The sequence below is a fragment of the Pseudomonas fluorescens group sp. PF-69 genome, assembly GCF_054481235.1.
Window position 1 is genome coordinate 3,710,314 of record NZ_JBTMNC010000001.1, and the last position, 21,769, is coordinate 3,732,082.

A 21,769-nucleotide genomic window follows, 5' to 3' on the forward strand; every position below is an offset into this window, starting at 1 on the left:
ACTTGCGGAAACTGGCAAGCCAGATCTGCAAAGTGCCAGTACTTATATCTTTTTAATCTTTCAGCTAAAGAGTTCAGAATTATCCAAAATTCGATCATAAGTTCATTGGTGTATAAAAAATAAAAACTCTCAATGAAAATAAGTGGTTGTCGGTTCAGTGAAGTTAAATGAATTAAATGGATCCGATTTTTTCAATGGTACATATTTGACGTCATTTAATTGTCCGGTCCAAATGCTTGACACCCTTCGTGACTGAATCTAGTGTCGCCAATGTAAACGCCCGCTCTGCCACGGGCCTGTTGAGTCTCGCTACGCTTGCAGTACAACAACTCTCCAAAAAGACAGGAATCTCATTCCTGCTCACATCACCATAAAATCAAGTAAATCTGCGTCGGCTTAGTTGCTGACCGGCCGATCGGTTTCGTTTTGCTCACCCTGCCAAAAGTGTTTCGCAGTCACGGTCCGTTATTGCCTGGCTGATATGCGGTTGGTCTATCGGGAGAGTCAGACATGGCAGAAGAACGCTCAAAGCTATTGTCACTGTTGCCACGCCTGGTGGGGTTGGGTGTCCTTGGGTTTATCGTCTGGTTACTGTTGTCGACCTTGCTGATGCCGCTGGTGTCCGCCTCGGCGACACGGGCGATTTTGAATGCGCCGGTGATTCTGTTGACCACCCCGATTGACGGCATGGTGAGTTCGTTGGAGGTCAAGCCCGGCATGACTTTCAGCCAGGGCCAGAAAATCGCGGTGGTGGAAAACCCGCGCGCCAACCAGGAAACCCTGCTGACCCTGCAAACCCGGCGCCTGACCCTGGAGCAACAGTTGTCCTCGTCAACCAGTCAGGCCGAGCACGATCAGCGGTACTACGAGGAACTGGAGAAAACCAGCGAGCAGTATCAGGCCGCGTTTCACACTCGCCAGCTCTTCACTCAAAAAGCCCTGAAAGCCGAGAACAGTGCGGCCAGTGCACGGTTGATAGACGCTCAGGAAACCGTCGAGCGCAATCTCGAGTTGTTCGTCCAGGGAGCCGTGAGCGGTGCGGTGGTTGCGCAGTCGAAAGCCCAGTTGGCTTCGTTGCAAGGTGCGGCGGAATCGGTGCGCTCGCAATTGCGGATCACCGATGGCGACGTCAGTGCGGCTAGCAAGCAGGTTTACCTCGATCCCGATCAACTGCGCATGTTCGATCTCAGCGCACAGATGACCACGCTCAAACTCAGTCTGGAGAACCAGGCACGCAACCGCCGGGCGTATCAACAGGAGCTCGACAACCTCAATCAGTTGATCGAAACCGAGCAGAACCGGGTCAAGTTGATGGCCGGCTACGACGTCGTTGCCTACTCGCCCGGTACGGTCCAGGAGTTGCTGGCACCTCAAGGCACGCTGGTGCAGGCCGGCTCGACCTTGTTGCGCGCCACCGATTGCGGACAAAGCTACGTGATTGCGGTGTTCCCCGAGCGCATGGCCAGCAAGATCGACCGCGACAGCGTGCTCACGGTGAAAATCCGTGGGTTGAATGAACCCCTCAAGGCCAGCGTGGTGCAGTTACTGTCCAGCACGTCGGACATTCGCGCCAACACCTACAGCGTGCCGTTCCCCTATGCCGAACAGAATTCGGTGTACGTCGTCGGCACATTTGCCTCAGACCTGACGGACGCCCAGCGAGCCATGACCTGCAACCCGGGGTTGTGGGCCAGTGCCGAGGTGTCGCGGCCATGAACATGGTTCTGCGCGGGGGATTGAGCTTGGTGCTGCTCGTCAGCGGGGTGTCTGCTATGGCGGTTCAGCCGAGGCCGCAACTGGCGGCAATGACTTGTGCGGCGCTGGATCAAGCCGTGACAGCCCTGCCGGCGGGGCCGGTGCTGGTGGCCAGTTACCCGCCGCTGGATGGGCATCCTGCGCCGATCCTGGCGTTGCGCGGCGTGGCGTTCACTTACGATAACGCGCTGGCCAGCATTGCCTTGTTTGCGTGCGGCAAGGCGGAGTCGGCGCGGCGGATTGCCGATGCGCTGGCCTTCGCGACACGGCACGATCCGGAGTATCAGGATGGACGCCTGCGCAATGCCTACGCCGCCGGTGCAGTGGGTTCCCCGTCGATGAAATTGCCGGGTTACTGGAGCGTCGAGCGCAATGCCTGGAATCAGGATGCGTACCAAGTCAGCAGCGCCACCGGCAATCAGGCGTGGGCAGCCCTGGCGCTGCTGGAGGCCTACCGGCAGAGCGGCGAAGCGTCTTACCTGGAGGCCGCGCGAAAAGTCCTGCACTGGTCGCAGAAAAACACCTACGACGGACAATCGCCCGCCGGTTTCGGTGGCGGCTACTACGGGTACTTTTCCAAACAGATCCAGCAGAACTGGAAATCCACCGAACACAACGTTGACCTCGCCGCGGCGTGGTCGGCACTCGACGCGGTGGCACCGAACAGCGATTCGGCAGCGCAGGCGCAGATTGCCCGACAGTTTGTCTCGAGCCAGTGGGACGCCGGGGAAGGGCGCTTCCTGATCGGCACCGGTGCCGATGGCCGGACGTCGGACCGCGTGCGTTCAGGGCTCGATGCGCAGATTTGGCCTTTGATAGCGCTGCAAGATCCCCCCAGGGACTGGCGGCGCGTCTTCGCTTTCATTGATCACGCTCACCGTGCCGGCGAGGGGTATGGATTCAATCGCGACCCCGATGGCCTGTGGACCGAAGGCACCGCGCAAGCCGCTGCCGTGGCGCGCTTGAGTGGCTTGAGCGACAAGGCGCAGCCGCTGTGGAGCGTGCTGCTGGCGCAAGAGGCTGGCAATGGATGGCTGTTCGCAACGCCGGCACCGCGCATCAGTACCGGACTGGCCATCGGTCCGGACTCGGTCACCAATGATTTTTTCTACTACCACCTGCCTCACTTGGGCGCCACAGCGTGGGCGGCGATTGCGGCCACCGGCGTTAATCCTTTTACCGGCTTTCAAGAGGCTGACTGACATGCAGGCACTGGATTCGCTGCAACTGCTGCAAATCAATTTCTGGACGCTGGCGGCGGTGGTGCTGTTCACCTGCCTGACCCACCGTGATCAATGGGCTGCGCGGGCCGGTTTCGGCGCCGTCACCGCCTTGTTGCTGGTCAACTACGCGGCCTGGCGAATTCGCGACACATTGCCCGATGGCCATTCCGGATTTGCCACGGTCTGGGCCTATGCCTTCCTGTTTTTCGAGATGCTGGCGATTGGCTACACGCTGTTCTCCATCGTGGTGATGCTCTGTCGCACGGATCACCGCCAAGAGGCCGATGCCGGTGAGCGACGTCTGCGTGCGCAAGGCAGTGCGGTGCCTGCGGTGGATATCTTCATCGCCACCTACAACGAAGGCCTCGACATTCTCGAAAAAACCATCATCGCTGCCCAGGCCATCGACTACCCGAACTTCACCGTCTGGGTGCTCGACGACACCCGGCGCGACTGGTTGCGCGATTACTGTGCCGAGGTGGGCGTGCAATACGCGCGGCGCCCTGACAATTCCCACGCCAAGGCTGGCAACTTGAACAACGGCTTGCGCCAGTCGGCGGCCGCCAGCAATGCGCCGTACATTCTGGTGCTCGATGCCGACTTCGCGCCGCAGCAACCGATCCTGATGCGCACGCTGGGTCTGTTCGACGATCCCAGGGTCGGCCTGGTGCAAACGCCGCAGTTTTACTACAACCCCGATCCGATCCAGCACAACCTCGGTACGTCGGCCTGCTGGGTGGATGAGCAGCGGGTGTTCTTCGATGTGTTTCAGCCGGCGAAGGATGGCTGGGATGCGGCGTTTTGTGTCGGCACGTCCTTCGTGGTGCGACGCGATTTGATTACCGAAATCGGCGGTTTTCCTACCGGTTCTGTGTGCGAAGACATCTACACGACCTACCGCTTGTTGCAAAAAGGCTACGTCACCCGTTGGTTGAATGAGCGTCTGTCGATCGGTTTGTCCGCCGAAGGCCTGACCGAGTACATCAACCAGCGCGGGCGCTGGTGCCTGGGCACGATCCAGGTGGCACTGCTCAAGGAAGGCCCGCTGCGCGGCAGCGGCTACACGCTCAACGACCGATTGCACTATGTGCATGGCCTGATGCACTGGTTTTCCAAGCCGTTCATTTTGATGATGCTGGTTTCGCCGGTGCTCTACTGGTACTTCGGCATCGCCGGGTTCTACGCCAACCCGGTGGACTTCCTGGCCTTCGGCATGCCGGCGCTGATTGCCTTCTGGGGGTATGGCACCTGGGTCACCGACCGGCGCACCTTGCCGATTTTCACCGAGGTCACGCAGATCGTTGCCTCGCTGGCCGTCACCGCGACCATTGCCAGCGCCATGATCCGACCGTTCGGGCGGCCGTTCAAAGTCACCGCCAAGGGGATTGATCGCTCACGCACGATGGTGCACTGGAAGTTGTTCGGGTTCTTTTTTGCCTTGACGCTGTTTTCGCAAATCGGTGCCTACATCGCCATCAGTACCGCTGCTTCGTTTGACGGCAACATGATGTTCAATCTTTGCTGGACGGTGGTCGCGCTGATCTACAACCTGGCCACGCTGGTGGCTTGTGTCGACCGGCCACGGTTGCATGGCGAGGAACGTTTTCCATTCGATAAGGCCACCGGGTTTCGCTTCGGCGGTAAAGTCCTGTCCGGTCGCCTGGTGGACATCTCCCTCAGTGGCGCGTCCTTGACCTGCGCCTTTGCCTCCTCGATCAAACCGGGGCTGTGCGGTCAGGTGTGGGTCGACAAGCTGGGCTGGCTGGACGTGGAAGTCATGCGCAATCACGGCGACGACCGATTGGGCCTGAGGTTTGCCGACCTGGACGAAGCGCTGCGGCGCCAGCTGATTGCAAGGTTGTTCAGTGACGCGAGCATCAACGTCGTCAGCAAGGCGGAGCCGGCGCAGGCCTTTGGCACCTTGCTGCAGCGTTCCCTGTTGGGTGAGAAGCGTCTGGCGCCGCGTGCGCCGAAACCGGTCAAGGCGCCGAATTACGTCTCGCCTGCACGCTGGCGGCCGGTCCGGGTCCGTTCGCGTCAACCGTCTCTGCCGTCCCTCAATGTCAGTCGCTCAAGCCTGTGGACACTGCTTCTTTCTCCCTTGCGAGCTTTGCTCGGCCAACGCTTGTAGGTGCGCGCCATGAACAGTTGCTTATCCACGTCTTGCTTCATGTCTTTGCTGCTGCTCGGTGGTTGTTCGCTGGAACCGACCTACGAGAAGCCCGATGCACCCATCGACCAGCAATGGCCGGCGAACACCGCCGGTGAGTGTTGCGCAGGCAAGCAGGCGTTCGATAAAGACTGGCGCGGGTTTGTGGTCGATGAACGACTGCGCCAGTTGATTGAAATGGCCCTGGCCAACAACCGCAGCCTGCGTCAGTTCGCGGCCAGTGTCGAAGAAGCGCGGGCCGGTTATGACAGTGCCGAGTCGGGGCTTTTTCCTACCATTGGCATCGACACTTACGCCGGGCGCAGCAAGCTGCCGCCCCTGGTGCGCACGCCTGGTGGTGGTGCCACGGCCGGCAGTATTGCCAATACGTTTCAGGCCACGGCGGGCTTTACGTCCTACGAGTTGGACTTTTTCGGCCGCCTGCGCAGCCAACGCAATGCGGCGGGGGCGCGCTTCGAGGCGTCCGAGGCGGACTATCAAACGGCACGGCTGGCGCTGATCGGCGAAGTCGCCAGCACCTGGTTGAGCCTCAAGGCCAATCAGCATTTGCTGGATCTGGCGCAAAACACCTACCAATCCCAGGACCGCTACGGCCAGCTGTTGCGCAAGAGCTATAACCTCGGATCCAGTGCCCGGATCGATGTGCACCAGGCCGACGCGCAAACCAATACGGCGGCGGTGCAGGTCAACACTTACCGCATGCAAGTGGCGCAGAACACCAATGCGCTACGGGTGCTGGTGGGGCAGCCGATACCGGTGGGGCTGTTGCCCACCGGGCCGCTCGGTGAGCGGATGGCGACACTGGATGTGCCGGCGGGCTTGCCCTCGGCGCTGGTTGAGCGCCGGCCGGACATCATGTCGGCCGAGGCGCAGTTGCGTGCTGCCAATGCGGATATCGGCGCGGCACGCACGGCGTACTTCCCGACTTTTTCCCTGACGTCGGCACTGGGCAGTCTGAGCGGGGACTTTTCCCGTTTGCTCAGCGGGCCGGCCGAGTTCTGGTCGTTGGCCCTGGCGGGTTCGTTGCCGTTGATCGACGGCGGTGGGCGACGGGCACAGGTGGATGCCAGCCATGCGCGCTTCGACGGGCAGGCAGCGGCCTATGAGGCCACGGTGCAGAACGCGTTTCGTGAAGCCGCCGATGCCTTGAATGCCCGGCAGGAAATGCTCACGCAAGTGGAGTTCCAGAAAAAACTGGTGGGGGATTACCAGGAAGCCTATCGGCAATCGCGCCTGCGTTTCGAGGCCGGCATGGACAGCTATTTCTCCACCATGGATGCCCAGCGTTCGTTGTTTGATGCGCAGCAGAAGTGGGCGCAGCTGGAGCTGGCGCGGGAGATCAATCAGGTGACGTTGTACAAGGCGCTGGGAGGCGGGTGGAGTCAGTCGTTGAAGATGGCGGATCGGTGAGGTGTGGTGATCTCGAGGGCCTCATCGCGGGCAATCCCGCTCCCACAGGATTTGTGGTGTTCACAAATCCTGTGGGGGAGGGCTTGCCCGCGATAGCGATCTGTCAGGCGCCGCCAGCCACTGAGGCGCGCGCCGTGCGCAGTTCATGCTTGTTGCCGCGGAACAGTACCAGCGTTGCGATCAACCCCAGCGCCGCCGCAGCGCTGAGCCAGATCCCCGGTGCCGCTTTGTTGTCCAGCACATGGATCAGGTAAGTACAGGCCGCCGGGGTAAAACCGCCGAAGGTCGCGGTCGCCAGGCTGTAGGCCAGGGAGAAGCCGGTTGTACGAACTTCCACCGGCATGATCTCGGTCAGGGCCACCACCATGGCGCCGTTGTACGAGCCATAGAGGAACGACAACCAGAGTTCGACGATCAGCAGATGGCTGAAGCTCGGGTTCGCCACCAGCCACGACAGTGCCGGGTAGGCGGTGAGAATCGCCAGAATCGTCGCCGCCAGCAGTAGGGGTTTGCGCCCGATCTTGTCCGACACTGCACCCATCACCGGTAGCCAGAAGAAATTCGAGAGGCCGATGCACACGGTGACCAGCAAGGCATCCATGTCCGACAGGTGCAGTTCGGCTTTGCCGAAGGTCGGGGTGTAGGCGGTGATCAGGTAGAACGACACTGTGGTCATCACCACCAGCGCCATGCCGGCGATGACGATGCCGAAATTCTGACTGATCGAACGGACAATATCGCGCAGGGAAGGGCGATGCTTGCGGGCCTGAAACTCGGGTGTTTCTTCCAGTGAACGACGAATCACGAAGATCACCGGCACGATCATGTAACCGATCAGGAACGGTACGCGCCAGCCCCAATCACCCATTTGTTCCGGGCTGAGCCAATGGTTCAGGCCAACACCCAGCAGCCCGGCGAATACCACCGCGGTTTGCTGGCTGGCGGACTGCCAGCTGACGAAGAACCCTTTGCGGCCCGGCGTGGAAATTTCCGCCAGGTACACCGACACGCCACCCAGCTCCACCCCCGCCGAGAAGCCTTGCAGCAGTCGGCCGAACAGCACGATCAGCGGAGCGGAGACACCGAGGGTCGCGTAGCCCGGCACGCAGGCGATCAATATCGTACCGGCGGCCATCAAGGCCAGGGTGATGATCAGCCCTTTGCGACGGCCATGACGGTCGATATAGGCACCGAGAAAAATCGCCCCTAACGGGCGCATCAGGAAACCGGCTCCGAAAGTGGCCAGCGAGAGCATCAGGGAAGCGAAAGCGCTATCGGCAGGGAAGAAGGTTTTGGCGATGGCCGTGGCGTAGAAGCCGTAGACCATAAAGTCGAACATCTCGAGGAAGTTGCCGCTGACAACGCGAAAAATCGCCTTGCCTTTGCCCGTATTAGAGGACATTAGGACGTACTCGCTGTTGGCTGTTTTATTGGAGATCCTTGATTCAGACGCGTCCCTTCCTGTCGCTGAAAGGCAAGGCACCTTTGGCGAGCATTTTGTAACAATATGTGTGGCGATATGGATAGGCAACAATTAATTAGCTTGCTGCTTAAACGTTTTTGCCATTACACGGTTTGAATGGCGCACGAGAGCGAATTAAGTGGTTCACGCAGCGCAAAAATGTCGGGGCCTGTCGCATAATCGCTGGCCTTGGCGTTGTGCCATGGACTGTCGGGGATGCAGGGTTTGTTGAATGGGCGGCTGTTTGGTCTTGTGACTCTGATCGTCATGTTGTCCGCCTGCGGCAACGGCGACTCCATGGAAAGCTTTGGCGGCCCGACCATGGGCAGCACGTATTCGATCAAGTACGTGCGCCATGCCAGTCTCCCGGCGGCGGCAGATGTTCGTGTCGAGGTGGAAAAAATCCTCGCTGACATCGACCGGCAACTATCGACCTACCGCAGCGATTCGGATATCGAGCGCTTCAATGACCTGCCCGCCAATCGTTGTCAGAAAATGCCCGCGTCCATCCTCAAGTTGATCCGCGTGGGTGAACAACTGTCGGAACAAAGCGAAGGCTCCTACGACCTGACGGTGGAACCGCTGCTCAATCTCTGGGGGTTTGGCCCGCAAGGGCGCGAGGAAAAAGTCCCGGCTGAACAGGCGTTGGCGCAGGCGCGGCAGCGAGTCGGTTATCAACACCTGCGTATCGAGGGCGATCAGCTGTGCAAGGATGCAGCCGTCGAGGTCGACTTCAACAGCATTGCCGCCGGTTACGCGGTCGATACGATTGCCGCACGACTCGAAGCGCTGGGCATTCACGACTACCTGGCCGAAGCCACTGGCGAACTCAAGGCCGCAGGCAAGAAGCTTGACGGTTCGCCGTGGCGCATCGCCCTGGAAGAACCGCGCGATGATCAGCAGGTGGCCGAGCGTATCGTCGCCGTCGACGGATTCGGCTTGTCCACCTCCGGCGACTACCGAAATTATTTCGAGCAGGATGGTCGGCGTTACTCCCACACCTTCGATGCCCGCAGCGGTGCGCCGGTCTCACATTCACTGGCATCCGTCACGGTGATTCATCCTTCAGCGTTGATGGCCGATGGCTTATCGACGCTGTTGCTGATTCTCGGCCCGGAGCGCGGTTGGGACTACGCGGAAAAACACGATATCGGCGCATTTTTTGTGATTCGTGCCGATACAGGTTTCGTCACACGTACCAGTCACGCTTTTGAGCGGGTCACGGGTGGGAAAACCGAATGATCACGGCGTTTAAAGCACTGAAGACCGACGTTGTAGCGCAGGCAAAACTAGCCTACGACGCGACCAAGGGTTAATGTGCGCGGCGTTGACGCTTCTATAGACTGTGTCCGGGTTCTGCACTGGCCCCAAATTGTTCCTTCATGCCACAGATTGGCGTGATTTAGCCGCAGGTGCCGATGGCGCCACGGCCTGTTCTGAGGAGTACGCATGGCTGTCTACAACTACGACGTGGTGGTGTTGGGTTCCGGCCCGGCGGGGGAAGGCGCGGCAATGAACGCCGCCAAAGCGGGACGCAAGGTGGCGATGGTCGATAGCCGTCGCCAGGTCGGCGGCAACTGCACTCACTTGGGCACCATCCCGTCCAAGGCACTGCGTCACTCGGTCCGGCAGATCATGCAGTTCAACACCAACCCGATGTTCCGGGCCATTGGTGAACCGCGCTGGTTCTCGTTCCCGGACGTGCTGAAAAGCGCCGAAAAAGTCATCGCCAAACAAGTCGCCTCGCGCACCGGCTACTACGCCCGTAACCGTGTCGACGTGTTCTTCGGCACCGGCAGCTTCGCCGACGAGCAAACCGTCGAAGTGGTCTGCGCCAACGGCGTGGTCGAAAAACTGGTGGCCAAGCACATCATCATCGCCACTGGCTCGCGTCCGTATCGCCCGGCCGACATCGATTTCAACCACCCGCGTATCTACGATAGCGACACCATCCTCAGCCTCGGCCACACCCCGCGCAAACTGATCGTTTACGGCGCCGGCGTGATCGGTTGCGAATACGCATCGATTTTCAGTGGTCTGGGTGTACTGGTTGAGCTGGTGGACAACCGTGGTCAGTTGCTGAGCTTCCTCGACTCGGAAATTTCCCAGGCGTTGAGCTACCACTTCAGCAACAACAACATCACGGTTCGCCACAACGAAGACTACGACCGCGTCGAAGGCGTGGACAACGGCGTGATCCTGCATCTGAAGTCCGGCAAGAAGATCAAGGCCGACGCCTTGCTCTGGTGCAACGGCCGTACCGGCAACACCGATCAACTCGGTATGGAAAACATCGGCGTCAAGGTCAACAGCCGCGGCCAGATCGAAGTCGATGAGGCTTATCGCACCTGCGTGCCGAACATTTACGGCGCCGGTGACGTGATCGGCTGGCCGAGCCTGGCCAGTGCCGCCCACGACCAGGGCCGTTCGGCCGCTGGCAGCATCGTCGACAACGGCAGCTGGCGCTTCGTCAACGACGTACCGACCGGGATCTACACCATTCCGGAGATCAGTTCGATCGGCAAGAACGAGCAAGAGCTGACCCAGGCCAAGGTGCCGTACGAAGTGGGCAAGGCGTTCTTCAAGAGCATGGCGCGGGCGCAGATCGCCGGCGAGCCGCAAGGCATGCTGAAGATCCTGTTCCACCGCGAAACCCTGGAAGTGCTGGGCGTGCATTGCTTCGGTTATCAGGCGTCGGAGATCGTGCACATCGGTCAGGCGATCATGAGCCAGCCGGGCGAGCAAAATACCCTGAAGTATTTCGTCAACACCACGTTCAACTACCCGACCATGGCCGAAGCCTATCGGGTAGCGGCGTACGACGGCCTCAACCGGCTTTTTTGAGTGGCTCCGGCCGGTGGCCTGAGCCGGCCGGGGAGACCGATTTCAGCAATTCTCGAGCGTGGCAATGGCCAAACCGGGAAAGTCTGTAATCAGGCTGTCAACGCCGAAGTCAGCGAGTCTGCGCATCAGCGCGGGCTCGTTGACGGTCCACACCGACACATGCAACCCCTGACGCTGCGCCTTCTCCAGGCGTTCCGGCGTGCACAGGGTCCAGTTCAGCGCCAGAATCCCGCAGCCATAGCTTGCCGCGACCTTCAGCGGGTCGAGCCAGGCGTACTCGGCGACCAGTCCGCGGGACACGTCCGGCACCAGGTCCAGCGCCGCTTTCAGCACTTCCCGTGAGCTGGAGGTGATCGTCACCTTGTCCAGCAGGCCATGCCGTTGCGCCATTTCACGAATCGCCAGCACGGTGGTTGCAGCGCGGGTGCGTGAAGCGCTTTTGACTTCCAGTTGCCAGTGATCGAAATCGCATTGCTCGAACAGCGATTCCAGGGTCGGGATCGGGCATGGCTTGATCCAGCCCGGGCCGCCCTTGCGCGCGTCGTAGGTCACCAGCTCCGCCGCCGTGTGCTCGACCACCTTGCCGCGACGGTCGGTGGTGCGCTTGAGGGTCGGGTCGTGGATGACCATCAGTTCACCGTCCATGGACAGGTGCAGGTCCAGTTCGCAACGGCGTACGCCGTGCTTGAGGCATTCCTGAAAGCTGGTCAGGGTGTTTTCCGGTGCTTCGCCCTTGGCGCCGCGATGGCCGTAGATGAGGGTCACGGTTCTTCCTTAAATTAATTGCCTGATTCGAGTTGTTCGCGGGCCAGGCGTCGTTCCTGGGCCTGCTTTTGCAAGATGTAGCGGGCCAGCAGTTGCCGCTGCGCGTCGGTCGGGTGTTCGAACTCGGTGCCGATGTCGTAGCCGTCGCCCTTGCGGTCGCAATGGGTGACGCGAGCGCGCAACAACAGGCCAAGGGCTTGCGGCATCAGCACCAGTTTGACCGACAGGTGTGCTCCGGTGGCAATGGGCGTGGGGTGCTGGAAGTCGATACCGCCTTCGGAGAGGATCACTGGCTGCGGTTCACCGATCTGCCCGAGTACGGTGATGGCGACCACCTGGCTCAGCAAATCGATGCGTTTATTCTGGGATTTGAGGAACGCCGCGAGGTTGCGGTCACGCTCGCTGATCTGGCGCAACAGGTGCTGCGACTCGAATTCGCTCAGGTGCAGTTCACTGAGCACGTTGAAGAGTGGGGAAGCATCCTGCAACACTTCCTGGCCTGCGGCTTCGGGAGCGGACAGGGGCCGAATTTCCAGTGCGATCGTGTCCTCGATACGGTAGTATTCGCGGCGATCTTCTTCATCTAATGTCGACATGGCGAACCCATGGTAGCGGCGGTGGTCTGAGTGTAAAGCTGGTTATCGACCCCCGCCACAAGGACGTTCCTTTTCCCTCCGAACAAGCCCCGACATGTTCAGACCTCTCTTCGTATTTATCGGCACGCGTTATACCCGTGCAAAGCGTCGCAATCATTTTGTGTCATTCATTTCCCTGACCTCGATGATCGGACTCGCCCTTGGCGTGGTCGTGATGATCGTGGTGCTGTCGGTGATGAACGGCTTCGATCATGAGATGCGCACCCGTGTGCTGGGCATGGTGCCCCACGCGACCATCGAGTCCGGCGAGCCGATCAGCGATTGGCAAAGCCTTGCGACCAAGGTCAAGCAGAATCCGCAGGTGACGGCCGTTGCGCCGTTCACGCAAATGCAGGGGTTGCTGACCAACAACGGCAAGGTCTCGAAAGTCCTGCTCAATGCCATCGACCCGGCGCAAGAACGCCAGGTGTCGATCATTGATAACTTCATGCAGCAGGGCAAACTCGACGACCTGGTGCCCGGCGAGTTCGGCATCGTCATCGGTGACAAGGCGGCGGCCAAGCTTGGCGCGGCGATCGGCGACAAGCTGACCTTTGTGGCGCCGGAAGTCACCGTGACCCCCGCCGGGATGTTTCCGCGCATGAAGCGATTCACCGTGGTCGGCATCTTCCATGTCGGCGCCGGTGAGCTCGACGGTTACCTGGGCGTCACCAACCTGCAGGATCTGGCGCGTTTGCATCGCTGGAAGCCGGACCAGGTCCAGGGCCTGCGCCTGAAGTTCGACGACCTGTTCCAGGCGCCGCGCACCGCGTGGAGCATCGCCCGCGAACTCGGCGAAGATCGTTACTACGCCCGCGACTGGACCCGTACCCACGGCAACCTGTATCAGGCGATCCGCATGGAAAAAGCCATGATCGGCCTGTTATTGCTGCTGATCGTCGCCGTGGCTGCGTTCAACATCATTTCCACGCTGGTGATGGTGGTGAACGACAAGAAGGGCGACATCGCGATTCTGCGTACCCTCGGTGCCACGCCAGGCACGATCATGCGCACGTTCATGGTGCAAGGCACGGTCATTGGCGTGGTCGGAACGGCCATCGGTGCCGTGGTCGGGATCTTCGCCGCGCTGAATGTCAGCGCCGCGATCTCGGCGCTGGAAGGCCTGATCGGGCACAAATTCCTCAACGCCGATGTGTATTTCATCGATTACCTGCCGTCGCAGGTGCAGAGCCAGGATGTGTTGATGGTCTGCGCCGCCGCGTTGGTCCTGAGTTTCCTCGCCACCCTGTATCCAGCCTGGCGTGCCGCGCGCACCCAGCCTGCGGAGGCGCTACGTTATGAGTGAGTCGGGCATGAGTGATAAAGCAATCTTGAGCTGCCGCAACCTGGGCAAGTCCTACGAGGAAGGCCCGGAGTCGGTGCAAGTGTTGGCCGGCCTGCAACTGGAGTTGCACCCGGGTGAGCGCGTGGCAATTGTCGGCACCTCGGGTTCGGGTAAAAGTACCTTGCTCAATCTGTTGGGCGGCCTCGACACGCCGACCAAGGGCAGCGTCTGGCTCGACGGTGAAGAACTGTCGGCCCTCAGCGAGAAGAATCGCGGCCTGCTGCGCAACCGGTCATTGGGTTTCGTTTATCAGTTCCACCACTTGCTGCCGGAATTCACCGCGCTGGAAAACGTCTGCATGCCGCTGCTGATCGGCAAGACCGCCATCCCGGAAGCGCGCCAGCGTGCAACGGCGTTGCTGGAGCGCGTGGGGCTGGGCCATCGCCTGGAGCACAAGCCGGCCGAGCTGTCCGGTGGTGAGCGTCAGCGTGTCGCCATCGCCCGCGCGCTGGTGAACAAACCAGGCCTGGTCATGCTCGACGAGCCGACCGGCAACCTCGACTCCCACACCGCCCAGGGCATTCAGGACTTGATGCTGGAACTCAGCACTTCGATGCGCACCGCGTTCCTGGTGGTGACCCACGACATGAACCTGGCCCGCCAGATGGATCGCGTCCTGCATTTGCAGGAAGGCTGCTTGACGCCTATCTGATTGGCTGAAACCCGGCGGGGATGAAAATCACGTCGGGTCTTTTATTTTTATACGGTGCCCCAGCGAATGTTCAGACCGTTATCGATCTTTATCGGCACGCGCTATACCCGCGCCAAGCGCCGCAATCGCTTTGTTTCCTTCATCTCGATGACCTCGATGATCGGCCTCGCCCTGGGCGTGCTGGCGATGATCGTGGTGTTGTCGGTGATGAACGGCTTCCAGCGCGAAATGAGCTCGCGCATCCTCGGCATGGTGCCGCACGCCACTATCGTCGGTGTAAACCCTATCGATGATTGGCAGCCGGTGGCCGCCGCTGCGATGAAAAATCCCGAAGTGACGGCGGCCGTGCCGTTCACCGAGATGGAAGGCATGCTGTCCTATAAAGGCACGATGCAGCCAATCCAGGTCAGCGGCGTTGATCCGGCGCTGGAAGGCCAGGTGTCGATCGTCGCCAAGCACATCGTCCAGGGACGTCTCGATGCGTTGAAGCCAGGTGAGTTCGGCGTGGTGATCGGCGAAATCACCGCACGGCGCTTCCGTTTGAACGTGGGCGACAAGATCACCCTGATCGTGCCGGAGGTCAGCAATGCACCGGGCGGCATCACCCCGCGCATGCAGCGTCTGAACGTGGTCGGCGTGTTCAAGGTGGGTGCCGAACTTGACAGCACGATGGCACTGATCCACATGGCCGACGCCGCGCAAATGCAGCATTGGGCGCCGAATCAGGTGCAGAGCGTGCGTCTGGCTGTGAAGGATCTGTACGCCGCGCCGCAGGTTGCCAGCGATATCGCCAGCGGTCTGGGGGCGGCCTACAAGGCTGACGACTGGACCCACACCCAGGGCAGCCTGTTCAGTGCGATGAAGATGGAAAAAACCATGATCGGCCTGCTGTTGCTGATGATCGTCGCAGTGGCGGCGTTCAACATCATCGCGACCCTGATCATGGTCGTGAACGACAAGGGCGCGGACATCGCGATCCTGCGCACCATCGGCGCCACGCCGCGTCAGATCATGGCGATCTTCATGGTGCAGGGCACGGTGATCGGGATTGTCGGCACCTTGATCGGCGGCGTACTCGGCGTGATCGCGGCGCTTAACGTCAGTGAAATGGTGGGCTGGATCGAGCGGGTCAGCGGACAGCACATCTTCAGTTCCGACGTGTATTTCGTCAGCAACCTGCCATCCGAACTGCAGGGCGGGGATGTGTTGTTGATCTGCTCGGCGGGGTTCGTGTTGAGCTTCCTGGCAACGGTTTACCCGGCGTGGCGTGCGGCGAAGATCGAGCCGGCTCACGCTCTTCGCTATTCGTAAGCGCTGAAATCGCATTCGCCGGCAAGCCGGCTCCTACAGTGTTGTGGACAACACAAAAACCTGTGGGAGCTGGCTTGCCAGCGAAGAGGCCGGTCCTGCTAGCCTCATACCTCCTTCGGCAACTCAATCACAAACCGAGTCCAGCCGTTTTCCGATTCGCAATGAATCTTCCCGCCGTGGGCGTTGACAATCGACTGGGTGATCGCCAATCCCAGTCCCGCATGCTCGCTGCTGCCTTCGTGGCGTGCAGGATCCACGCGGTAGAAGCGGTCAAACAGGCGCGGCAGCAAATCCTTTGAAATCCCGTCGCCGCTGTTTTCAACTGTCAGGCTCAGGCCTTTGGGTTGATCGATTATCTTCACCCATACCTCGCCATCAGCGGGCGTAAACCGCAACGCATTGTCCAGTAAGTTGGAAAGCGCCCGTCGCAACATGTTCCGATCACCCATGATGTGCCCGTGGCCTTCGCGGTTCAGTGTCACCCGAACGTCCTCGGCCAGCGGTGCGAAAAATTCCAGTAACACATCCGCCTCTGCCGCCAGATCCAGCGCTTCGCGTTTGGGCATCAACAATCCATGGTCGGCTTTCGCCAGGTACAACATGTCGTTGACCAACTGCGCCATCCATTGCAGTTCTTCGAGGTTGCTGTGCAGCGCTTCGCGGTAGTCCTCGATGGGGCGAGGGCGGGTGAGGGTGACTTGGGTGTGGGTCAGCAGGTTCGACAGCGGAGTGCGCAGTTCATGGGCGATGTCGGCGGAGAACGCCGAAAGCCGTTGGAAGGCGTCGTCGAGTCTTCCGAGCATTTCGTTGAAGCTGTGGGCCATCTCCGCCAGCTCCGACGGCATGCTGTCTTCCGGCAGGCGTGCGTTGAGCGAATGCGCTGAAACACCGCTGGCTATCGCGCTCATGCGTCGTAGTGGCCGCAACCCGCTGCGTGCCGCCCAGGCGCCGAGCAGGGCGGTGGCCAGGGCCGACAGGCCGACGGTCATCCAGATCAAACGCTGCATGCGTTGCAGGAAGTGTTGGTGATGGGTGATGTCCAGCAGCAGGGTCAATTGCGGTGAGTCGGGTTTGTCGTCAAACAGTGGTGCATTCAGGACGCGGTAGTCGGTTCCATGGTCGTTGATGGTCGATAACCCCGGTTTTTGCGGGAGCATGTCCGGCAGGCTTGCGGAACTGTCATACCAGCGCCGGCCGTCGCTGCCGGTGATGCGCAATGAGAGATCGGCCTGGCGGCTTAATTCATCGGCCAGTTTGACTTCACTGTCCCGCGACTGAATGTCATGCAGCGCTCGCCGTACGCCGATCAGCTTGCCGTCGAGCAACTGCTGATCAAGCTCAACGAAGTGAGCCTCGCTGGCGCGGCTGAACAGCACCCCGGCGAACAACGACACCACCGCGGTGCACGCCGCGAAAAGCAGTGCCAGGCGACTGCTCAGTGAAAGTCGTGGCATCAGGCTGGACGCTCTTCGAGTACGTAACCCATGCCGCGTACGGTGTGGATCAGTTTGTTGGGAAATTCATCGTCGATTTTAAGGCGCAGGCGGCGGATCGCGACTTCGATGACGTTGGTGTCGCTGTCGAAATTCATGTCCCAGACCTGGGAGGCGATCAGCGATTTGGGCAGCACTTCGCCCTGGCGGCGCAGGAGCATTTCCAGCAAGGCGAACTCCTTGGCGGTCAGGTCGATGCGCTGGCCGCCGCGTTCGACCCGGCGGCGGATCAGGTCCAGGCGCAGGTCGGCCAGTTGCAGGCTGGTTTCCTGGGGCGTCGCGCTGCCACGACGCAACAGGCTGCGAACCCGGGCGAGCAATTCGGAAAAGGCGAAAGGCTTGACCAGGTAGTCGTCGGCGCCGAGCTCGAGGCCGTGAACCCGGTCTTCCACGGCATCCCGCGCCGTCAGAAACAGAACCGGCGTGTCCAGGCCGGCGCTGCGCACGGCCTGCAGAATCTGCCAGCCATCGCGACCAGGCAGCATCACATCGAGAATCAGCAACGCGTAGTCGCCGCTCAACGCCAATTGCTGGCCGGTGCTGCCATCGGCCACCAGTTCGGTATTGAAGCCGGCCTCGCTCAGGCCCTGGCGCAAGTACTGGCCGGTTTTTGGTTGGTCTTCGACGATCAGCAGTTTCATGGGCGACTCGGGCTAAATGGAACGACAGCTTTATACCGTGGGCGGCAGCGCGGCAGGCCTAGCTGACAAAGTTGTAATCTGGCTGTCAGGTTGCGGGCAGCGGTAACAGTCTAGAGTTTTCCACGGGCTGAACCTTATCTTGTTGGAGTACGACCATGTTTTTGCGCAAATCCCTGGCATTGGCCGCTTGTGTGTTGGCACTGAGCTCACCGGTCCGGGCCGCACCCGCGAGTTCCTACGACTTCGGCCAGCCGGCACCCGCGTCCAAGGCGACCCGCAGCGTCGAGGTGGTGATGGGTGACATGTCGTTCACCCCCAAGGCCATCGATATCAAGGCCGGGGAGACCATTCGCTTTGTCCTGGTGAATAAAGGTCAATTGCTGCACGAGTTCAACCTCGGTGACGCGGCGATGCATGCCAAGCACCAGCAGGAAATGTTGCAGATGCAGCAAAGCGGCATGATGACGCCTACAGGCATGATGAACATGGATCACGGCTCGATGGCCGGGATGGATCACGCATCTCAAGGGCATGCCATGAAGCACGACGATCCCAACAGTGTACTGGTAGCGCCGGGTAAAACCGCCGAACTGACCTGGACCTTCGGCAAAGCCACCAACCTGGAATTTGCCTGCAACGTCCCCGGCCATTACCAGGCCGGCATGGTAGGCAAATTGACAGTCAGTCAGTAAGCACTCAAAGGCGGGAACAAAGGCTGGTAGAATCCGCTGATTCTTCAGTCAGGTTTCCGCCATGCATCCCGCAGCCGAACACTCGCCGCTGGGCAAATCCAGCGAATACATTGCCACTTACACGCCGTCCTTGCTGTTCCCGATTCCGCGTACCGCGAAGTGGGCCGAGCTGGGCCTGACGGCTGAAACCCTGCCGTACAAGGGCGTGGACTTCTGGAACTGCTTTGAACTGTCGTGGCTGTTGCCGTCGGGCAAGCCGGTGGTGGCCATTGGTGAGTTCAGCATTCCGGCGGATTCGCCGAACATCATTGAGTCGAAGTCGTTCAAGCTGTACCTCAACTCCCTGAACCAGACACCGTTCGCCGACACCGCGAGCCTTGAGGCGACGCTGGTCAAGGACCTGTCCGCCGCTGCCGGCAAACCGGTCGGCGTGCGTATTCGCAGCCTGAAAGAGGTCGAGGCCGAAGGTGTCGTGGCGTTGCCCGGTGTGTGCATCGATGAGCTGGATATCAGCGTCAGCAACTACGAGCACCCGCGTCCGGAACTGCTGTGTTGCGATGAGACCCGTATTGTCGAAGAGAGCGTGCACAGTCATCTGCTCAAGTCCAACTGTCCGGTCACCCGTCAGCCGGACTGGGGCAGCGTGGCGGTGGAGTACCGTGGCGCGGCGCTGGATCATGCGAGCTTGCTGGAATACATCGTCAGCTTCCGTCAGCACTCGGATTTCCACGAACAGTGCGTGGAGCGCATCTTCCTTGACCTGCAGCGCTTGCTGAAGCCGGAGAAGTTGACGGTTTATGCGCGTTACGTTCGTCGTGGCGGACTGGATATCAACCCGTATCGCAGTACTGAAGAGGTGCAGCTGTCGAACCATCGTCTGGTCCGTCAATGAAGATCTAATGCAGGAGCGAGCAAGCTCGCTCCTGCAAGGTTTTGTTCAGATCCCCATGTTGCCCAGGGCTTGCGCGATGTTGCGCAGGGTGCCGGCCAGGGTAGGGTGTTCGAGTTCGAAGCGTTCCACCGCCAGATTGACGCCATCGGCGAGGTTGACATCCTTGGTCTTGGTTTCGAGTTCAAGTTCAAGCTGGATCTGTTGCATTAGCGCGTGCAGGTCTGCGCGCTCGGCTTCTGTCAGCGGAGGATTCTGTTCCAATTGCTCGCGCAGGGTATTGAGCTGTTCTTGCAGTTCGCGGGCAGGCATTGCGTTCTTCCTTTTATCGATTGGCATTGGCATAGACCGCGATGGCGCGCCAAAGGTCTATGGCTAACCTTTAGATTAATCCACTCCCGCCTAACCTGCATGATCTCGATCAGGGCTTTTCGCCTTTGAGCCGGCGCAGGCTGATATCGGCCAGGCAGGTGTCGAGCTCACCCAGGTGATCGATCACCGAATGCACACCCAGGGCGAAAAGTTGCATCGTTGCCTTGCCGCGTTTCAGATCGCGCTCTTGAGGCGACAGCGCCTGCCATTCAATGGGCGACATCCCGCAAAGCGAGCCGCAGGACGCCAGGCCGATCGTCCACAGGCCGGCATTGAGCCCGGCTTGCAGCAAGCGCGGTTCGCCGCTGACCAGTACGCAGCCATCCAGCTTCTCGACATTCAGCGCCATCAACGCTTGCCAGCAGGCATGCGGCGCCGGCCAAGGATTGATTGTCGCGAGGTGTTGCGAAGGTTTGATCCATTCCGGCAGGGCAGCGGCCAACGGAAGGCTGAGGGAGGGCGGCAGTTCGTCGAGCCAGGCGCAGGGAATCTGTTGATGCTGCAAGCTGCGCAGGCTCTTCAGGGCGCCGGGCGTGGCCTCGGCGTGCTCGGCCGCGTGGCTGCCGTTGAGGCGCGTACGGGCACCGAAATCCACCAGGCAGCCACTGAGGCCGAACAGCACGGCGGTCAGGCGCGGCGCTGTTTGAGGCGAGGTTTCGGCGTGTGGCATGTGAGCGTCCCTGAAATAGCCTGAAGGCTAAGCGACGACGGTGACAGTTGAGTGACACAGCTGTTAATTGCTCACAATCGAGACGAATCATCTGCCGATGTACTGGCGCAATGCTGCCTAAAGCGGTGTTTCCGTCATATACTGGCGTCCTTTAGGCTTGGCCAATACGCCGACGACTGTAAAATCCAAGGAGTTTTTCTATGCGCTGGAGCAATCATCTAGCTCAGCTTTGTGTGTGCGCCAGCGCGTTGCTGGTTCCGTTCGTTGCCCAGGCAGCTTCGGAAGACGACCCTTGGGAAAGCATCAACCGCCCGATCTACAAGTTCAACGACGTACTCGACACCTATGCGCTGAAGCCTTTGGCCCAGGGCTATCAGTACGTGACGCCGCAGTTTGTCGAAGACGGCATTCATAACTTCTTCCAGAACATCGGTGATGTGCGCAACCTGGCCAACGACCTGTTGCAAGCCAAGCCGGCCGCCGCCGGTGTCGATACGGCACGCCTGATTTTCAACACCACCTTCGGCCTGTTGGGTTTCATCGATGTCGGCACCAAGATGGGCTTGCATCGCAATGATGAAGACTTCGGCCAGACGCTTGGTTATTGGGGCGTGGGCAGTGGTCCTTACGTAATGCTGCCCTTCTTGGGCCCAAGCACTTTGCGCGACGCGCCATCGAAATTCGCCGACACCTATACCGGCGCTTACCGCTATGTGAATGACGTGCCGGTGCGTAACTCGTTCTACGCCCTGGATGTCACTGACACCCGCGCCAACCTGCTGTCGAGCGAGAAGCTGATCACTGGCGACAAGTACACCTTCATCCGTAACGCGTACTTGCAGAACCGCGAATTCAAGGTCAAGGACGGTCAGGTCGAAGACGATTTTTAAATCCTGACCGATAAAACAAAAAAGCGGCCGTCATCGGGCCGCTTTTTTTTCGTCTGGAGCGACGTTATTTCATTCTCAATATTGTAAGGCCGAGTTTCTGATTGCCGTCTTCCAATTCTTTCACCCACACCACCTCGGTGTCGGCTTCGAGCCCTTTCAACGCGGCATGCTCGGATTCAATGCGTACAAGTAGCCGGTCACCGACCCCGAACGAGCGTCGCGCCTGAAGCTGCATGCCACTGCTGGAAAGGTCGATACAGACGGCTGGCACCTCATCCCCCTCATGAATCAGCGACACATCGGCATCGACCCGCATGCGGATGTAATCGCGCTTTTCGCTATAGTCTCGGCGGGTTTGGCTCATGGGTTTGATCCTTCCATTGGGTTACGGTTTTGACGGTTCTTATAACTCTCGGTGATTTGACAAGTGTAGACGTCAAGCGACCATCGGCGTGAGCTTGAAACGCCTCGCGGATGGGAGTACCGTCTGCGCCTTAGAAGGGCACCTCTGGTGTACACGTGTGTCGGGCCAATGCTCGAAAACAGTGCG

At 60.1% G+C, this 21,769-nt stretch carries 20 protein-coding genes; 12 read left to right on the forward strand and 8 right to left on the reverse strand.

The window, feature by feature from the left end; translation table 11 throughout:
- Positions 1–510 precede the first annotated feature (510 nt).
- From ACX3YF_RS17235 to ACX3YF_RS17250, 4 genes are read left to right on the forward strand one after another with little or no spacing between them, the layout of a single operon-like run.
- Positions 511–1,716: an HlyD family secretion protein gene (locus tag ACX3YF_RS17235; protein WP_130205922.1), complete on the forward strand. Its 1,206-nt coding sequence runs from the start codon at positions 511–513 to the stop codon at positions 1,714–1,716.
- A complete protein-coding gene (locus tag ACX3YF_RS17240; RefSeq protein WP_458973974.1) occupies positions 1,713–2,957 on the forward strand; it encodes a hypothetical protein in 1,245 nt (414 codons plus the stop codon). The genes ACX3YF_RS17235 and ACX3YF_RS17240 overlap by 4 nt, the downstream gene beginning before the upstream one ends.
- Before the next feature lies 1 nt (position 2,958).
- Positions 2,959–5,109, forward strand: coding sequence for a glycosyltransferase family 2 protein (locus ACX3YF_RS17245; protein WP_458973975.1), 2,151 nt, complete (start codon positions 2,959–2,961; stop codon positions 5,107–5,109).
- A 39-nt stretch (positions 5,110–5,148) separates the two neighbouring features.
- A complete protein-coding gene (locus ACX3YF_RS17250) occupies positions 5,149–6,558 on the forward strand; it encodes an efflux transporter outer membrane subunit (protein ID WP_458973976.1) in 1,410 nt (469 codons plus the stop codon).
- 103 nt (positions 6,559–6,661) lie between these two features.
- Here ACX3YF_RS17250 and tcuC read toward each other — a convergent pair whose 3' ends face one another.
- A complete protein-coding gene (gene tcuC / locus ACX3YF_RS17255) occupies positions 6,662–7,960 on the reverse strand; it encodes a tricarballylate/proton symporter TcuC (protein WP_458973977.1) in 1,299 nt (432 codons plus the stop codon).
- Positions 7,961–8,236: 276 nt separating this feature from the next.
- Here tcuC and ACX3YF_RS17260 point away from each other — a divergent pair, with 276 nt between their 5' ends.
- Together ACX3YF_RS17260 and sthA are read left to right on the forward strand one after the other, a co-directional pair.
- Complete coding sequence (locus ACX3YF_RS17260; protein WP_458973978.1) at positions 8,237–9,262, forward strand: FAD:protein FMN transferase; 1,026 nt, start codon at positions 8,237–8,239, stop codon at positions 9,260–9,262.
- A gap of 207 nt (positions 9,263–9,469) precedes the next feature.
- Positions 9,470–10,864 carry a Si-specific NAD(P)(+) transhydrogenase gene (gene sthA, locus ACX3YF_RS17265; protein WP_448647223.1) on the forward strand — a complete coding sequence of 465 codons (1,395 nt, stop codon included), beginning with the start codon at positions 9,470–9,472 and terminating at the stop codon, positions 10,862–10,864.
- A gap of 42 nt (positions 10,865–10,906) precedes the next feature.
- On the opposite strand, the gene ACX3YF_RS17270 is transcribed toward sthA, so the two are convergent.
- The gene (locus ACX3YF_RS17270) at positions 10,907–11,629 is read right to left on the reverse strand and encodes a glycerophosphodiester phosphodiesterase (protein WP_130205932.1); all 723 of its coding nucleotides are present in this window, start codon (positions 11,627–11,629) and stop codon (positions 10,907–10,909) included.
- Between the two features lie 14 nt (positions 11,630–11,643).
- Positions 11,644–12,225 (reverse strand): PilZ domain-containing protein, encoded by a 582-nt coding sequence (locus tag ACX3YF_RS17275; protein ID WP_130205934.1) that lies wholly within the window; start codon positions 12,223–12,225, stop codon positions 11,644–11,646.
- A 94-nt stretch (positions 12,226–12,319) separates the two neighbouring features.
- Between ACX3YF_RS17275 and ACX3YF_RS17280 the strand changes: the two genes are divergently transcribed.
- The 3 genes from ACX3YF_RS17280 to ACX3YF_RS17290 all read left to right on the forward strand — a co-directional run bounded on the left by ACX3YF_RS17280 (position 12,320) and on the right by ACX3YF_RS17290 (position 15,572).
- Positions 12,320–13,570 carry a lipoprotein-releasing ABC transporter permease subunit gene (locus ACX3YF_RS17280; protein WP_130205936.1) on the forward strand — a complete coding sequence of 417 codons (1,251 nt, stop codon included), beginning with the start codon at positions 12,320–12,322 and terminating at the stop codon, positions 13,568–13,570.
- Between the two features lie 7 nt (positions 13,571–13,577).
- Positions 13,578–14,261, forward strand: a complete 684-nt coding sequence (lolD, locus tag ACX3YF_RS17285) for a lipoprotein-releasing ABC transporter ATP-binding protein LolD (RefSeq protein WP_167361784.1) — start codon at positions 13,578–13,580, stop codon at positions 14,259–14,261.
- Positions 14,262–14,327: 66 nt separating this feature from the next.
- Positions 14,328–15,572 (forward strand): lipoprotein-releasing ABC transporter permease subunit, encoded by a 1,245-nt coding sequence (locus ACX3YF_RS17290; protein ID WP_458973979.1) that lies wholly within the window; start codon positions 14,328–14,330, stop codon positions 15,570–15,572.
- Positions 15,573–15,676: 104 nt separating this feature from the next.
- Here the strand turns inward: ACX3YF_RS17290 and ACX3YF_RS17295 are convergent, their stop codons facing one another.
- Together ACX3YF_RS17295 and ACX3YF_RS17300 are read right to left on the reverse strand one after the other, a co-directional pair.
- Positions 15,677–17,026, reverse strand: a complete 1,350-nt coding sequence (locus ACX3YF_RS17295; protein ID WP_458973980.1) for a heavy metal sensor histidine kinase — start codon at positions 17,024–17,026, stop codon at positions 15,677–15,679.
- Entirely contained in the window at positions 17,026–17,706 is a 681-nt protein-coding gene (locus ACX3YF_RS17300; RefSeq protein WP_047531323.1) for a heavy metal response regulator transcription factor, read from the reverse strand. The genes ACX3YF_RS17295 and ACX3YF_RS17300 overlap by 1 nt, the downstream gene beginning before the upstream one ends.
- Before the next feature lie 155 nt (positions 17,707–17,861).
- On the opposite strand from ACX3YF_RS17300, the gene copI reads away from it, so the two are divergent.
- Both copI and queF read left to right on the forward strand, forming a co-directional pair.
- Positions 17,862–18,398, forward strand: coding sequence for a copper-resistant cuproprotein CopI (gene copI, locus ACX3YF_RS17305; RefSeq protein ID WP_458944566.1), 537 nt, complete (start codon positions 17,862–17,864; stop codon positions 18,396–18,398).
- 61 nt (positions 18,399–18,459) lie between these two features.
- Complete coding sequence (gene queF / locus ACX3YF_RS17310; protein WP_448647220.1) at positions 18,460–19,290, forward strand: NADPH-dependent 7-cyano-7-deazaguanine reductase QueF; 831 nt, start codon at positions 18,460–18,462, stop codon at positions 19,288–19,290.
- Positions 19,291–19,335: 45 nt separating this feature from the next.
- On the opposite strand, the gene ACX3YF_RS17315 is transcribed toward queF, so the two are convergent.
- Both ACX3YF_RS17315 and ACX3YF_RS17320 read right to left on the reverse strand, forming a co-directional pair.
- On the reverse strand, positions 19,336–19,599 hold the full coding sequence (locus ACX3YF_RS17315; RefSeq protein WP_130205946.1) for a DUF4404 family protein: 264 nt from the start codon (positions 19,597–19,599) through the stop codon (positions 19,336–19,338).
- A gap of 109 nt (positions 19,600–19,708) precedes the next feature.
- Positions 19,709–20,329: an HAD family phosphatase gene (locus tag ACX3YF_RS17320; RefSeq protein WP_130205948.1), complete on the reverse strand. Its 621-nt coding sequence runs from the start codon at positions 20,327–20,329 to the stop codon at positions 19,709–19,711.
- A 200-nt stretch (positions 20,330–20,529) separates the two neighbouring features.
- Between ACX3YF_RS17320 and ACX3YF_RS17325 the strand changes: the two genes are divergently transcribed.
- Positions 20,530–21,219, forward strand: a complete 690-nt coding sequence (locus ACX3YF_RS17325) for an MlaA family lipoprotein (protein ID WP_448647219.1) — start codon at positions 20,530–20,532, stop codon at positions 21,217–21,219.
- 64 nt (positions 21,220–21,283) lie between these two features.
- On the opposite strand, the gene ACX3YF_RS17330 is transcribed toward ACX3YF_RS17325, so the two are convergent.
- On the reverse strand, positions 21,284–21,583 hold the full coding sequence (locus tag ACX3YF_RS17330; RefSeq protein WP_130205952.1) for a PilZ domain-containing protein: 300 nt from the start codon (positions 21,581–21,583) through the stop codon (positions 21,284–21,286).
- Between the last annotated feature and the right edge of the window lie 186 nt (positions 21,584–21,769).